Raw genomic sequence first — 15,629 nt, forward strand, 5'->3', positions numbered from 1 at the left:
GTATTGAAAAGTTATGCTATGGTTTTAACGCTGAACTTGTAGATCCGATAGATGTAGCCAAGAAAGTGATTGAAGGTTTATATGATGGGGTTACAACATCTGAATTGGATAACCTTGCAGCTGAAACCGCAGCCTCTTTGACAACCAAACATCCGGATTATGCTTTGCTTGCTTCACGTATTGCTGTATCTAACCTTCATAAGAATACAACTAAATCTTTCTCTAAAACGATGGAGATGTTGTATAACTATATTGACTCTAAAACAGGTAAATCAGCCTCTCTTATTGCTGATGATGTTTGGGAAGTAATTAAAGAAAATGCTGACACGCTTGACAGCACAATTATATATGACAGAGATTTTGGGTTTGATTATTTCGGGTTCAAAACACTCGAGAAATCTTACTTGTTAAAGGTAGACGGACAGATAGTTGAACGTCCTCAGCATTTATTTATGCGTGTGTCTGTGGGGATCCATAAAGGTGATATTGAAAGTGCTATAGCTACGTATAACCTGATGAGCGAGCGTTGGTTTACTCATGCTACGCCAACCTTATTTAATGCTGCTACTCCTAAACCTCAAATGTCGTCGTGCTTCTTGTTAACTATGCAGGATGATAGCATTGAAGGTATTTATGATACATTGAAACAAACAGCTAAGATCTCTCAAAGTGCCGGTGGTATTGGTTTAAGTATCCATAACATTCGTGCTACCGGATCTTACATTGGTGGTACTAACGGAACAAGTAATGGTATTGTACCAATGCTAAAGGTATTTAACGATACCGCGCGTTATGTAGATCAAGGTGGAGGTAAGCGTAAAGGTGCTTTTGCAATTTATTTAGAGCCTTGGCATGCTGATGTATTGAGCTTCTTAGACTTGCGCAAAAACCACGGTAAAGAAGAATTGCGTGCGCGTGATTTGTTCTATGCACTGTGGGTTTGTGATTTGTTCATGAGGCGTGTGGAAGAGAATGGCGATTGGAGCTTATTCTGTCCGCATGAAGCACCAGGCTTAGCTGATTGCTTTGGCGAAGAGTTTGATGCTTTATATGAGCGTTATGAAAAAGAAGGAAGAGCTCGTAAAACTATAAAAGCTCAGGAATTATGGTTTGCTATCCTTGATTCGCAAATTGAAACCGGTACACCTTATTTGTTATATAAAGATGCTGCGAATAGCAAATCTAATCAGCAAAATCTGGGTACAATTAAGAGCTCTAACCTTTGTACTGAAATTATTGAGTATACATCTAAAGATGAAGTTGCAGTTTGTAATCTTGCATCTTTAGCTCTACCTAGATATGTAATTAATGGTGAATTTGATCACCAAAAATTATATGATGTTACTTATCAGGCTACTTTAAACCTGAACAAGATTATCGATTATAACTATTATCCGGTAGAAGAAGCTAGAAATTCAAACATGCGCCACAGACCAATTGGTTTAGGTGTACAAGGTTTAGCCGATGCGTTTATTTTAATGCGTTTGCCTTTTGAAAGTGAAGGTGCGCGTGAATTGAACAAAGAAATCTTTGAAACAATTTATTTTGCTGCAATGACTGCTTCTCATGACCTTGCAGTTAAAAACGGCCCTTACCAAACATTTAAAGGATCTCCTTTATCTGAAGGTAAATTCCAATTCGATCTTTGGAATGTGAAACCAGATAGTGGAAGATGGGATTGGGAAACTTTGCGCGAAAAAGTGGTTAAAGATGGTGTTTACAATTCATTGCTGGTTGCGCCAATGCCTACAGCTTCTACTTCGCAGATTTTGGGTAACAATGAGTGTTTTGAACCATATACTTCTAATATCTATACCAGAAGGGTATTGAGCGGTGAGTTTATTGTTGTTAATAAACACTTATTAAAAGACCTTGTAGCTTTAGGTTTATGGACCCCAGCTATGAAAGACAGAATTATTTTAGCTAACGGTTCTATTCAGGAGATTGCTGAGATTCCTGACTATATTAAAGAATTGTACAAAACAGTTTGGGAAATAAAAATGCGTAGCATTATTGATATGGCTGCCGACAGAGGTGCTTACATTTGCCAGTCTCAATCTCTAAACTTATTCATTAATGCACCAAATACTTCTAAATTAACTTCAATGCATTTCTATGCTTGGAAAAAAGGATTGAAAACTGGTATGTATTATCTACGTACTCAAGCAGCCTCTCAAGCTGTTAAATTTACAGTAGAGAACCAGGCAGGTAAAAACATGGAGCCTGTAATTCCTGAGCATATTGAACAAAGTGCCGAAGAGATTGTTGAAGGACCGGTTTGTTCAATGGAAGAAGGATGCATCAGCTGTTCAGGTTAATAATAATTTAATAATTAATATATTTAAAGAGCAGGTACCAAATACCTGCTCTTTTTTTGTGCTTCCTCATCCTGAATTTAACCATGTAGGAATCTAGTTGGAGATGCAAACAGATAAGACTCACCTCAGACTCAAGTCAGACTCTTCTTAGACTTGGTTAGACTATTGTCTAACAAAATTCTTTTTTCATTCTTAATATAATTTGCAACGAGGTTTATGTTTAATATTCTATTTGTCATTTTTAACAGGCAATCAGGAGCCATTAGTTTCTGATCTTGTATCTTTGTGGTTAATGGCTAAACACGAAATCATACCCTGCGAACGTTGTGGTACACCAATAGAGTGTAAAGCTAACTCGTACACTAAATGCCAGTGTAGTGTTGTACAGCTGGACTTAAATGAGGTACAGTACATTAGCGAATTACACGATGGTTGTTTATGCGCTAAATGTCTTTTTGAGCTTCAGCAGGAGTACAGGGATGCCGTTGCTTCATAAGTATAGCTGGTTTTGAGCCTCCTATCTTTTATTTTTTTTGGCTAACTTTGCGTCAAATTATTTGTTAACAAAGAATGGCAAAAGTACAAGTTGGATTGGTGCAGATGAGCTGTACCAGTAATAAACAAGAAAATTTAGATAAAGCAATTTTAAAAATCAGGGAAGCAGCAGCAAAAGGTGCACAAATTGTGTGTTTGCAAGAACTTTTTACTTCCCTTTACTTTTGTGATGTTGAAGATTATGACAACTTCAACTTGGCTGAGGCTATTCCCGGTCCTTCCACAGATGCTTTACAAGTCATTGCTAAAGAATTGGGCGTAGTGATTATTGCTTCTTTATTCGAGAAGCGTACAGCGGGCCTGTATCACAATACAACAGCTGTTTTAGATGCTGATGGAACTTATCTTGGCAAGTACCGTAAAATGCATATTCCTGATGATCCTGCTTTTTATGAGAAGTTTTACTTCACTCCGGGTGATTTAGGTTATAAGGTTTTTCAAACCAAATTTGCTAAAATCGGTATCTTAATCTGCTGGGATCAGTGGTATCCTGAAGCGTCACGTATTACTGCTTTGATGGGTGCAGAGATTATGTTTTATCCAACAGCTATAGGTTGGGCTACAGATCAGGATGAGGAAACAAATAAGGATCAATATAATGCATGGCAGACTATTCAGCGTTCTCACGCTGTTGCCAATGGAGTACCTGTGGTGAGTGTAAACCGTGTTGGACTTGAACAAGATGGAGCCATGAAGTTCTGGGGTGGAAGTTTTGCAACAAATGCTCAGGGTAAATTGCTTTATTTGGGTTCACATGATAATGAAGAAACTAAAGTAGTAGAAATAGATTTATCTGAGTCTGATTTCTTTCGTAAACATTGGCCCTTCTTAAGAGATCGTAGAATAGATTCTTATCAGCCAATTACTAAAAGATTTATTGACGAAGATTAAGATTTAAAAATGTCATCATTTAACGAAGTAATATTTAACAGCAGTCCGAAAAAATTAGGCTTTAGCTTTCCTGCTGAATGGGAAAAACATGATGCAACATGGTTAAGTTGGCCCCATAAGGAAGAATCATGGCCAGGTAAGATTGAAACTATATATGAACCTTATTGCCAGTTTATTAAAATCGTGGCAACAGGTGAAAAAGTTAGGATTAATATTAACAATGAGGAGACTAAAGCTTTTGCTATTTCTGAATTGGAAAAGGTGGGGGCTGATTTAACTCAGATAGAGTTTTATTTTAATCCAAGCAATGATGCCTGGTGCAGAGATCATGGACCGGCTTTTTTATTAAATAAGCCAACCGGGAAAAAAGCAATTGTGGATTGGGGATATAATGCGTGGGGGGGCAAATATCCTCCGTATGATCTTGATGACGTAATCCCAACCAAAATAGCTGAACATTTTAATTTATCTGTTTATCATCCTGATATTGTGATGGAGGGCGGATCTGTTGAATTTAATGGGGCAGGAACAATACTTACAACAACGGCTTGTTTATTAAATGAAAACAGAAATCCTCATTTAAATAAGGAGCAGATTGAAGAGTACCTAAAAGAATTTTATGGCGCTGAACAGGTGTTGTGGTTAGGAGATGGAATAGTTGGGGATGATACAGATGGCCATATTGACGACATTACCCGTTTTGTTAACGAGGACACCGTTTTAACAGTTGTGGAAAGTAATCCTCTGGATGAAAATTATCTGCTGTTACAGGAGAACCTGGAGACATTAAAGACTTTACGATTATTAAACGGGAAACCTTTGAATATTGTGAAATTGCCAATGCCTTCGCCGGTAATACACGAGGATACCAGGTTACCTGCATCATATGCAAATTTTTATATTGCAAATGCTGCGGTAATTGTGCCCACTTTTAGAGATGTGAATGATGAAAAAGCTTTAGAAATTATACGAGGCGTTTTTCCGGATAGAAAAGTTGTAGGAATTGACTCTACAGATATTATTTGGGGATTAGGAAGTTTTCATTGCCTTAGTCAACAAGAACCGGCAATCTAATCGCTTTTTATAATTGATATAATTAATTGAATATAACCAAACAAGAAATACAGATGAAGTTATTAGAAGGAAAAACAGCACTTGTTACAGGTGCATCTAAAGGAATTGGCCGCAAAATAGCGGAAAAGTTTGCAGAGCATGGAGCTAATGTGGCTTTTACTTATTTATCATCAGTAGAAAAGGGTGAGGCTTTAGAACAAGAGTTGCAAAGTTTTGGTACAAAGGTAAAAGGATATCGCTCTGATGCTTCTAAATTTGATGAAGCAGAGAAGCTGATCAATGATATTGTAGCTGATTTTGGTGCATTAGACATTGTAGTAAATAATGCAGGTATAACGAAAGATGGTTTATTGATGCGAATGAGTGAGGAGAACTGGGATGAAGTAATTAATGTAAACTTGAAATCTGTATTTAATGTGTCTAAGGCGGCTTCTAAGGTGATGATGAAAGCACGCAAGGGATCTATCATTAACATGAGTTCTGTAGTAGGTGTTCAAGGAAATGCCGGGCAAGCTAATTATGCTGCGTCTAAAGCAGGTATAATTGGATTCTCTAAATCGCTGGCTAAGGAATTAGGGTCACGTAATATCCGCACCAATGTTATTGCTCCTGGCTTTATCCGTACTGAAATGACAGACGTGTTAGATCCTAAAGTAGTACAGGGTTGGGAAGAAGGTATTCCTTTGAAAAGAGCAGGTGAGACTGAAGATGTAGCGAATGCATGCGTATTTCTTGCATCTGATATGAGTTCTTATGTTACCGGACAGGTATTGTCAGTTTGCGGCGGAATGCTGTAAGCTTAAAATAAAAATCTACAAGGGGTGTCGGAATTGATTTCTGGCACCCCTTTTTATTTAAATTGATAGGCATTAGTAAGCTCTATCACCTGTGGCACTCGCCTGTATTTTTCAAAATAATTATACCCTTGCTGAAGGTTTATCCAGAAAGCTTTGTGTTGTGGAAATTGTGCCAGGTATTTATTGAGATTAGTATCAGTTATTTTAAACGGATAGATGTGAACCGGGATTTGATTTTGTCCTCCATTTCGTGCCTCAGTGGCTAGCACATAAACCTCTTTTATCTTGTCGTCTGTTATAGGAATACATCCAACAGTTTCACATTTTCCATGAATGTAAATGTCGCTGCCCGGTTTTTCATTCGCACTTCTTAGCAAATCAATACTGTTAGGGTAATTTATTCCTAAAGACAAGTGGAAATTGCTTAGAGGATTAAACGCGGTGATGTAATAGAACCCCTCGGGGATTTGCAGATCTCCCTCCTTTAATTTAGGACCCAGAACACCTGAGTGCTGACAAAAGGGGTATACTTTGAACAACTTGTATTGTTTTTGGTTATTCTCTTTTAACCAAATCTCTAACTTTCTTTCAGCTTTATAAGCGGCTATATATAAACTGAACTTTCCGGTTATTTGATCTTTTTTAAGCTCTTTTTGCAGGCTATTCCACTTCTCACCATAGGCTTGTTTCACGCGCTCAAATGTTAATTGCTGTGCTTTGAAATTAGATTGGGCCAGTAAGGATGTAGACATAATCATTAGAAGAATAATGTAAAAATAGCTTTTCATTGTAAGGCGTTAGTTTTACTATGAACAAACTTATATAAAATTGTGCGAGCATTTTAAAATTTAGCATCTTTACCCAAATACGTATGAACGATTCTTTTAGCTTATACATTTTATTGGCTTTACTGGGATGCTTGCTTGCAGGTATTCTTTTCGCCTGGTTATTGTACCGTAAAACGGAACATTTAGATAAACGGCTGCGTTATGGATTGTTCGTTATACGCACCGTTGCAGTAACGGTAATAACTGCATTGCTATTCTTTCCTTTGGTAAGAAGCGTCTCGTATAATCTCGAAAAACCTGTTATTGTTATTGGGCAGGATAATTCACTGTCGGTTGGAGCTATTGAACCTAATGGCTTTAATAAGCAACAGTATGAGAAGGACATGCAGGCCTTAGCCGATAAGCTGTCGGAAAAGTATGAAGTTAAAGTCTATAATTTCAGTGACAGCGTGAAATCCGGCTATGATTTCAAAAATAAGGGGCAGGTAAGTAACGCTTCGAAGTTCATCAATCAGTTAAACGATGAATTATTAAATCGGAATGTGGGGTCAGTTATTTTGGCCTCAGATGGTATTTTTAATCGCGGGGGAAGCCCACTTTATGATTTAAACAAACTTAAAGCTCCGGTTTATACCATTGCATTGGGGGATACGATTCCGAAAAAGGATTTAATGATTTCGAACGTAAATCACAACAGCCTGGTTTATCTTGATAATGAATTTACGCTTGAGGTTCAGGTACAAGCCTTTGAAAGTAAGGGTGAAATGTCGAGGGTTTTAGTTATGGAGGGAGGAAAAAAGATTTACGATGAGCAGATTCAGATTAATTCAAATGCATTTGTAAAGAATATTCCTATTAAGTTAAAGGCTTCGAGGTTAGGACTTCAAAAATATACCATTCAACTCAGCCCGTTAAAAAATGAGATATCTGAACGTAACAACGCACAAAGTATTTTTATTGAGGTAATTGATGCAAGGCAAAAAATATTGATTGCCTCTGCTGGCCCGCACCCCGACATTGCAGCATTAAAACAGGCCATTTCCATAAACAAACATTATGATTTGAAAATTGCTTTGGGAGACGATCTGAGTGTGATTAATCCAAAGGACTATAGTTTAATTATTCTGTACCAGTTTCCGGCTCTTCAAAATGACGGGGGTACATTTATTAATAAGGTTCAGCAAAGTAATGTGCCGTTGTGGTACATCTTGGGCGCTCAAAGTAATTTGTACGCGTTTAATAAGATGCAAAGTGCTGTAAATTTTAATGGAAGCAATAATACTTTGCAAGAGGCTTTTGCTGTTGCTAATACTGGATTTACTGCCTTTGAAATGAGCGCGACATTCGATAAACAAATTGAAGGATTTGATCCTCTTCAAGCTCCTTTTGGGGAGGTAAGAATAAACGGAACGGCATTAGTGGCTTTAAAACAGCGAATAGGCAAGATCAAGACTGAATCGCCACAATTGTTTTTTATGAACGCCGAGGGGAAAAAAGCAGGTTATTTAATAGGAGAAGGCATATGGCGTTGGAGGTTGGGAGAGGCTCAAAATGATCAGAAGTCAAATGCTTTTAATACTTTAATTTCAAATGCTGTCCAATATGTTTCTGCAAAGGATGATAGGCGTAAGTTTAAAGTTTACACTGCCAAGAACACTTTTGATGAAAATGAAAATGTGCCGATTAATGCAGGTCTTTATAATGATAGTTATGTTTCGGTAAATACACCGGATGTGAGTATTCAAATAAAGAATGAAGAGGGGAAGGTCTATAATTTTCTATTCTCCAGAACAGAAACAGCCTATCAGCTTGATGCAGGGATGTTGCCTGCAGGAAATTATACTTATACAGCCACAACTAACCTTGGGGGTAAAAAACACACTGCGCAAGGAGTTTTTTATGTAAATACACTTGTTGCAGAATATCAGCTAACTATCGCAAATCATCAGCTGCTTAATACAATGGCTATGCAAACGGGCGGTAAGATGTATATGCCGCAGAACTTATCGCAGATTTTAAAAGATATTGAAGCCAATGAACAGGTAAAAACCCTGAGTTACGAAGACCGTAAATATGAGGAATTGATTAACTTTAAGTGGGTGTTTGCATTGATAGTTATGTTGCTAACCCTGGAGTGGTTTTTAAGAAAAAGAAACGGAGAAATTTAAGCGCAAAGTATGCAAATAAATACCATGGATGCCATTGAGATCTTGGGGACTATCTCTTTTGCGATATCTGGCTCTTTTGCAGCCATGCAAAGAAGATTAGATCCTTTCGGGGTACTTATCATCGCTTTTGTAACATCTATTGGTGGAGGAACCGTGCGCGATTTGTTGCTAGGGGATACTCCTGTTGCATGGATGAGGGATGTAAATTATTGCTTGTTGATCTTGCTGACCTCAATTGCTACGGTCTTTTTTAAAACACATATCAAGAAATTTAAAGTAACTCTTTTTTTGTTCGATTCTTTAGGGCTTGGTCTTTTTACAATGCTGGGTATTCAGAAAGGAATTATTTTTGGTTTAAGTCCGGGTATTTGTATCGCCCTAGGTACCATTACAGGATGCTTTGGAGGTATAATAAGAGATACGCTATTAAATACCATCCCTGTAATATTCAGAAAAGAAGTTTATGCCACCGCCTGCATTATGGGAGGAATATTATATTTTACTCTTCTATATTTTAACTTGAAAGAAGACCTGGCAAAGGTTACCGTAATTGCGTTTATTTTTACAATAAGAATAGTAGTGGTAAGATATAAAGTTACGTTGCCTAAATTCGGCTATTAGTCTTTTGGGGCTTCATTGATGATCACAAAAACGTCTTCATTATCTTTTTTCATAAAGTACTTTTCGCGGGCAAATTTCTCTGCTGTATTTAGATCTGTATTTAATTCGTTAAGATCTTTCTTGACCTTAGCAATTTCCTTTACATAAAAATCCTTTTCCTCCTGAAGCTTGCTTACTTGCGATCTGTATTCGTATTGTGCTATTACATCGTTTTTATCGAAAAATAACATCCATACAACGAATGCAGCTACGCTCAGGAAGTATTTGTTACGTAAAAGTTCTAGAAAACGATTCATATGGACAAATATATAAAATAACACCCGAAGATTTAAAACCTTTGCCTTTTATTCAAATGGGTATTATCCACTTATTAACATGTTGGTTTTAGCTGGTCGTAATTTATGTGTTTCAATAGTAAGGTATTAGATAAAAGATCAGATATTGTATGGAGGTTAATTAATATATGTATGAAAGTAATTCTCTGCTCGTTATTGGTGTTTTGCATTTTTTGTGGCTTTATCGTTGAACACGGGAAAGCGGATAGAAAACCTAGGATCATCTTCGACACAGATATGGGGCCAGATTTTGATGATGTAGGCGCAATAACAGTTTTGCACGCATTGGCTGCTAAAGGCGAATGTGAGATACTTGCTACAGTATCCAGTGATAGCCATGCTTCTGTTGCACCGACTATAGAAATTTTTAATCAATATTTTGGCAAACCCAATATTCCGATAGGCATAGCATCTGCAAAAGCCCCGGGCTTCATAGCCCATAATAATTGGAATGATTCGCTGGTTTTACATTTTCTTAAGAAAAAGCCCACTGAATATCCCAATGCTTTAGAAGTTTATCGAAAAGTATTGGCCAGGCAGGAAGACAATAGCGTAACGATAGTTACAGTTGGCTTTACCTCTAATATAGCAGAGCTTCTCAACTCAAAGCCCGATAAATTTTCCAACCTTTCGGGAATGGACCTTGTTAAAAAGAAAGTGAAAAATTGGGTCGCGATGGCTGGAATTATACCAAATGGGGTTGAATTTAATGTAAATGAACATAAGGAAGCGGCTTATGAAGCTTTTAGTAGATGGCCGAAACCGATATTGCTGAGTGGTTTTGAAATTGGAGATAAGATACTTACAGGTGGAAAAGTGGCAAAGCAAAATATTAGTAAAAATCCTGCCGCATGGGCATATCAATATAACTTAGCAACTTATGATAAAAATCTACTAAGCAATAGGCCATCTTGGGATCAAACAGCAGTTTTATGTGCAGTCAGAAATCCAGAAAAATATTTTTATGTAAACGGTCCAGGGAAGTTTATCGTATATAAAGATGGATCTAATCGATGGGATGCGGATATTAATGCCGGACATTATTTTCTAGCTCATAAATATCCTTATGAAAAGATTTCTACAATAATTGAAAATTTAATGTTGTATGAGCCTGGTAATTGATATTAACAAACAACCCCAATACTTCTGGGTAATGGGGTTGTTTGTTATTGAAATTTTATCTTAAAGTATATATATAAGATATTTATTTCTTTAGGAATTTGAAATCTTTACCAATAAAACGTGCTGCAGCACCTAATTCTTCTTCAATACGTAACAATTGATTGTATTTTGCAATCCTGTCTGAACGAGAAGCTGAACCTGTTTTAATCTGACCACAGTTTAATGCAACTGCAAGATCTGCAATGGTAGTATCTTCAGTTTCACCACTTCTATGACTCATTACTGAGGTATAGCCATTAGTTTGAGCTAAAGAAACAGCATTGATGGTTTCAGTTAATGAACCAATCTGATTTACTTTCACTAAGATTGAATTAGCCGTTTTTTTGTCGATTCCCGATTGCAAGCGAGTTACATTTGTAACAAACAAATCATCACCTACAAGCTGAACTCTATCGCCAATTTTATCAGTTAACATTTTCCAGCCATCCCAATCGTTTTCATCCATTCCATCTTCAATAGAGATAATTGGATATTTTTCGGTTAAAGATGCGAGATAATCAGCTTGCTCAGCACTTGTGCGGATAGCTCCTTTATCACCTTCAAATTTAGTGTAGTCGTATTTACCATCTTTATAGAACTCAGAAGCAGCACAGTCAAATGCTAAAAAGATTTGCTCACCAGCTTTGTAACCTGCTTTTTCAATAGCTTTAATAATGGTTTCAACGGCATCTTCAGTACCATCAAAAGTTGGAGCAAATCCACCTTCGTCACCTACAGCTGTTGAAAGACCTCTGTCATGCAAAATAGCTTTTAAGTTGTGAAATACTTCTGTTCCCCATCTTAACGCTTCAGAGAATGAAGATGCGCCAACAGGCATGATCATAAATTCCTGAAAAGCGATAGGAGCATCAGAGTGAGAACCACCGTTTACGATGTTCATCATCGGGATAGGCAGAATGTTAGCATTAACACCTCCAATATAACGGTATAAAGGCTGACGACTTTCTTGAGCTGCAGCTTTAGCAACCGCTAAAGAAACACCTAAAATAGCATTAGCACCAAGATTTCCTTTGTTTTCTGTTCCATCAAGCTTGATCATTAAGCTATCGATAGCATTTTGTTCAAATACGTCAATACCTTTTAATTCATCAGCAATTTTATCATTCACATTGGCAACGGCCTTTAAAACACCTTTACCTAAGTAAACTTTTTTATCACCATCTCTTAACTCCACAGCTTCGTGCATACCAGAAGAAGCTCCTGATGGTACTGCCGCACGACCAAGGATACCAGTTTCTGTAATTACATCTACTTCGATCGTAGGATTGCCGCGGGAGTCAAGTATTTGCCGCGCATGAACATCAATTATTAAACTCATTTTTATTGGTTTTTATTTGTAAATAACCCTTAGTGTAAAATTTACAATTACTAAGGCGATATCCAAAGTTAAAAATTAAACGCAAAAAAGTCGTAATTAATTTAATTACGACTTTTTCATTGGTGAATATTTAATTGTTTTGCTGTTATTGTATTGTTTTTTAGTCAGTTAAGTTTATGTAGTTTCGCTCTTAGCCGCAAAGATAGCTTTATAAACTATTCCGGCTAAAATGGCACCAACTATAGGTGCAACCCAAAATAACCAAAGCTGACTTAGTGCTTCACCGCCAACAAAAAGCGCCTGGCTTGTACTTCTTGCAGGATTAACTGAAGTATTGGTTACAGGTATGCTGATCAGGTGTATTAATGTTAGCCCAAGGCCAATCGCTAATCCGGCAAATCCTTTGGGAGCTCTGTCATCTGTTGCACCTAATATAATGATTAAAAAAATGAAGGTCATTACCACTTCGGTAACCAACGCTGCTGTCATACTATATTTTCCGGGTGATAAATCTCCATAGCCATTGGAAGCAAATCCACCAATAGGATTGCCATTTCCAGTAGCGATAACGTATAACACACCCGCAGCCACAATACCGCCAAGAACCTGTGAAATAATGTAGGGCACCAAATCCTTTCCATCAAAGCGTCCGCCGATCCATAAACCAATTGAAACTGCCGGGTTTAGATGTGCCCCGGAAATATGACCAAGAGCATAAGCAATAGTTACTACTGTTAGTCCGAAGGCGAGTGCTACCCCTGCAAAGCCAATGCCTGCACCTGGATAATTACAGGCTAAAACGGCGCTACCGCAACCGCCAAGTACGAGCCAAAATGTACCGATAAATTCTGCTGCTAGTTTTTTCATACGAGTTTAATTTAGTTTAGTGGTAATGAAGGTTTGGTTTTCTTACTACCTGGTTAATAAATTAATAGAAGAATGTTTGTTTTTATAATGAAATTTAAAAACAATTATTCAATTTTCCTAGGAAAAAGTACAGATTGTCAGAGGATTACTCCCACTTAAACACCTTAACAGCAACGGCATATACGCCGATGCCCCAAATTATCATAATAAGAATCTGATGTTTTACATCCCATAAGCCAGCTCCCTCAAAAGCTACCTTTCTCATGGCATCATTAAGGTAAGTTAAAGGTAATGCACGACTTATTGGTTGAAGCCATGATGGAAATGCATCTATAGAAAAGAAAGTGCCTGACAGCAGAAATTGAGGCAATGTTATAATATTTGAAATCGGGGGTATAGTACTTTCGCTTTTTGCTATTCCGGAAACTACAAAACCAAAGCCCATAAAAACGATGAGGCCCATAATTGCAAGTAAAAGCATATTCAACACCGTGATGATACCGTGAATTAAGGTGAAATGGAAAAAGAAATGGCCAATAAGTATAATAAATACTGCACCACAAAGCGCAAAACCTATTCTTGCAATACCTTCGCCAAATACAATACTTGCCCTGCTAACCGGTGTTGCAAAGAAGCGTTTAATAACTAAGGTTTGTCTTAAACTGAAAAATACAAATGCTGTTCCAAATACACCTGTGCTTAATAAAGAAAAGCCAAGTTGTCCGGGCAGGATAAAATCAATGGTGCGGTAAATTCTACCCTGAACAGTACTTTCATTTAATTGCGCAATGGTAGGTTTTACATCTTTTGAATTTAAAGTATACATCAGGTTGTTTAACACCGATTTAAGTATAGTTCCTTTGTCTAAAGAAGCAGATGTGTATTGAACATTGGCAAGGTAAGCCGGTGTATTATCCTCAGTGTTTTTTTGAACGTTAATAACAGCGTCTATATTTCCTTTCTCAAGTCCTGTTTTTAATTCCGCAGGATCTTTATCCTTTATGATATGAACAACACTGATTTGTTCCAGTGCTTTAATAATAGGATTTTGTAAATCCGATCCTGACGCAATGGCTAAGTCAACCTTAACACCTCCGCGTCCTAAAAAGCCGAAAACAAGAATGAAGATTAGTGGAAAAGCAAGTGTAAAAACAACTGCTGAAGGGCTGCGCATAATAGAACGGAAACTTGCTTTTGCAAGGGCCAGCGTAGCTTTAGTATTATTGTAAGGTTTGCTCATGTTCTTTATTAATTATCCTCGCGCCATTCTTTGCCTGTCAGGTTTATGAAAACGTCCTCGAGGTTGGCCTTTTTAACTTCTTTAGTACGTTCAAAACCACTATTGATCAGATTGTCTATCAGATTATCAGGCGTATCTAAAGCGATGATCTCTCCACGTTCAACAAAAGCAACACGATCACAAAGTTGTTCTGCTTCGTCCATATAGTGTGTGGTGATCACTACTGTTGTTCCGTTATTTCTTATATCAATAATTAAATCCCATAAATTTCGGCGTGCCTGAGGATCTAATCCGGTAGTAGGTTCATCAAGGAAAATAATTTTAGGAGAGTTAATAAGTGTTGTGGCTATAGAAAAACGCTGTTTCTGTCCGCCTGACAGCGCTTTATATTTAGCTTTTGCTTTGTCCTGAAGATTTACCTTTTCAAGCATTTCCATCGGTTTGATGTCTACGCCATACAGACCAGAAAACAATTCCATTAACTCAACCAGATTTAGGTTTGGGTAATAACCGGCTGCCTGTAATTGTACGCCTATAATCCTTTTAATTTTGTTGGCATCTTTGTCTACAGAATAGCCATCAACAATAATCTCTCCTGAAGTTTTTTCGCGAAGGGTCTCGATAATTTCAAGTGTGGTGGTTTTTCCTGCCCCATTTGGCCCTAAAAGACCAAATATTTCATTTTCATAAACTTCAAAGCTAATGCCTTGCACAGCAGTGAAATCGTCATACTTTTTTACCAGTTCTTTTACACTGATAATGGCATTTGTTTTATCCATGTTATAAATGTAAGAAGGTTTAGAGGAATAGAAAACGCTATTCTGCTAAACCTTCTAAAATGTCGGTAAAATGATAATTTTGAACCGGTGAATATTACCAGGCCAATTCGTTCTTAATCATACTTATAAAGTCGTCGAAAAGGTAACGTGAATCATGTGGGCCTGGAGATGATTCAGGGTGGTATTGAACTGAAAATGCTTTTTTGCCTTTCATACGGATACCTTCTATAGACTGATCATTTAAATTAATGTGGGTAATCTCTACCTTTTCTGATTTTCTAACATCTTCAGGGATAACTCCAAAACCATGGTTTTGTGAAGTTACTTCGCAATGATTTTTAATGATATTTTTAACTGGATGATTTAAGCCCCTGTGGCCGTTGAACATTTTCATGGTGCCAATTCCATTTGCTTCTGCAAGTAATTGATGCCCTAAGCATATTCCAAAAAGAGGTTTGTCAGCAGCTAATATTTTTGTAACAGTTTCAATAGCATACGGCATTGCCGAAGGATCACCAGGTCCATTAGAAATAAAATAACCATCAGCACCCCATTTGTCCATTTCCTCGAAAGTAGTTTTAGCAGGGAAAACCTGAACATAAATATCCCTGTCGTCGAAGTTGCGTAAAATGTTTTTCTTGATACCCAAATCTAATGCTGCTATTTTATAGGTAGCATCAGGTGAACCATAGAAAT

General features: G+C 37.3%; 15 protein-coding genes. 8 read left to right on the plus strand and 7 right to left on the minus strand.

All coding sequences use genetic code 11. The annotated features are described in order from the left end of the window. From AC1DDX_RS09210 to fabG, 5 genes are all read left to right on the plus strand, one after another. The coding region (locus AC1DDX_RS09210) for a ribonucleoside-diphosphate reductase subunit alpha (RefSeq protein ID WP_477621978.1) at positions 1 to 2,318 on the plus strand (2,318 nt) is incomplete at its 5' end. Between the two features lie 232 nt (positions 2,319 to 2,550). After that, positions 2,551 to 2,814, plus strand: coding sequence for a cysteine-rich CWC family protein (locus AC1DDX_RS09215; RefSeq protein ID WP_246269603.1), 264 nt, complete (start codon positions 2,551 to 2,553; stop codon positions 2,812 to 2,814). Between the two features lie 74 nt (positions 2,815 to 2,888). Beyond that, a complete protein-coding gene (locus tag AC1DDX_RS09220; protein ID WP_337717202.1) occupies positions 2,889 to 3,764 on the plus strand; it encodes a carbon-nitrogen hydrolase in 876 nt (291 codons plus the stop codon). Positions 3,765 to 3,773: 9 nt separating this feature from the next. Beyond that, the gene (locus tag AC1DDX_RS09225; protein ID WP_172661469.1) at positions 3,774 to 4,838 is read left to right on the plus strand and encodes an agmatine deiminase family protein; all 1,065 of its coding nucleotides are present in this window, start codon (positions 3,774 to 3,776) and stop codon (positions 4,836 to 4,838) included. 53 nt (positions 4,839 to 4,891) lie between these two features. After that, positions 4,892 to 5,635, plus strand: coding sequence for a 3-oxoacyl-[acyl-carrier-protein] reductase (gene fabG, locus AC1DDX_RS09230; RefSeq protein ID WP_172661468.1), 744 nt, complete (start codon positions 4,892 to 4,894; stop codon positions 5,633 to 5,635). Between the two features lie 53 nt (positions 5,636 to 5,688). Here fabG and AC1DDX_RS09235 read toward each other — a convergent pair whose 3' ends face one another. Continuing rightward, entirely contained in the window at positions 5,689 to 6,423 is a 735-nt protein-coding gene (locus AC1DDX_RS09235; protein WP_337717200.1) for a L,D-transpeptidase family protein, read from the minus strand. A gap of 83 nt (positions 6,424 to 6,506) precedes the next feature. Between AC1DDX_RS09235 and AC1DDX_RS09240 the strand changes: the two genes are divergently transcribed. Both AC1DDX_RS09240 and AC1DDX_RS09245 read left to right on the plus strand, forming a co-directional pair. Beyond that, positions 6,507 to 8,591, plus strand: a complete 2,085-nt coding sequence (locus AC1DDX_RS09240) for a hypothetical protein (protein WP_337717199.1) — start codon at positions 6,507 to 6,509, stop codon at positions 8,589 to 8,591. A gap of 9 nt (positions 8,592 to 8,600) precedes the next feature. Then, the gene (locus AC1DDX_RS09245) at positions 8,601 to 9,212 is read left to right on the plus strand and encodes a trimeric intracellular cation channel family protein (RefSeq protein WP_337717197.1); all 612 of its coding nucleotides are present in this window, start codon (positions 8,601 to 8,603) and stop codon (positions 9,210 to 9,212) included. Here the strand turns inward: AC1DDX_RS09245 and AC1DDX_RS09250 are convergent. Continuing rightward, positions 9,209 to 9,508, minus strand: coding sequence for an FtsB family cell division protein (locus AC1DDX_RS09250; RefSeq protein ID WP_172661464.1), 300 nt, complete (start codon positions 9,506 to 9,508; stop codon positions 9,209 to 9,211). The two genes, AC1DDX_RS09245 and AC1DDX_RS09250, sit on opposite strands and share 4 nt — an antisense overlap. 171 nt (positions 9,509 to 9,679) lie before the next feature. Here AC1DDX_RS09250 and AC1DDX_RS09255 point away from each other — a divergent pair, with 171 nt between their 5' ends. Continuing rightward, positions 9,680 to 10,669, plus strand: coding sequence for a nucleoside hydrolase (locus AC1DDX_RS09255; RefSeq protein WP_337717195.1), 990 nt, complete (start codon positions 9,680 to 9,682; stop codon positions 10,667 to 10,669). An 82-nt stretch (positions 10,670 to 10,751) separates the two neighbouring features. On the opposite strand, the gene eno is transcribed toward AC1DDX_RS09255, so the two are convergent. The 5 genes from eno to AC1DDX_RS09280 all read right to left on the minus strand — a co-directional run. Then, positions 10,752 to 12,047: a phosphopyruvate hydratase gene (gene eno / locus AC1DDX_RS09260; protein ID WP_477621979.1), complete on the minus strand. Its 1,296-nt coding sequence runs from the start codon at positions 12,045 to 12,047 to the stop codon at positions 10,752 to 10,754. A gap of 174 nt (positions 12,048 to 12,221) precedes the next feature. After that, complete coding sequence (gene aqpZ, locus AC1DDX_RS09265) at positions 12,222 to 12,914, minus strand: aquaporin Z (protein WP_172661461.1); 693 nt, start codon at positions 12,912 to 12,914, stop codon at positions 12,222 to 12,224. A gap of 145 nt (positions 12,915 to 13,059) precedes the next feature. Continuing rightward, positions 13,060 to 14,154, minus strand: a complete 1,095-nt coding sequence (locus AC1DDX_RS09270) for an ABC transporter permease (RefSeq protein WP_172661460.1) — start codon at positions 14,152 to 14,154, stop codon at positions 13,060 to 13,062. A gap of 8 nt (positions 14,155 to 14,162) precedes the next feature. Next, complete coding sequence (locus AC1DDX_RS09275) at positions 14,163 to 14,933, minus strand: ABC transporter ATP-binding protein (RefSeq protein ID WP_172661459.1); 771 nt, start codon at positions 14,931 to 14,933, stop codon at positions 14,163 to 14,165. A 94-nt stretch (positions 14,934 to 15,027) separates the two neighbouring features. Beyond that, positions 15,028 to 15,629: carbamoyl phosphate synthase small subunit (locus tag AC1DDX_RS09280; protein WP_477621980.1), on the minus strand; the 602-nt coding region annotated here is incomplete at its 5' end.

This window comes from Pedobacter sp. 10L46_2 (genome assembly GCF_056395165.1).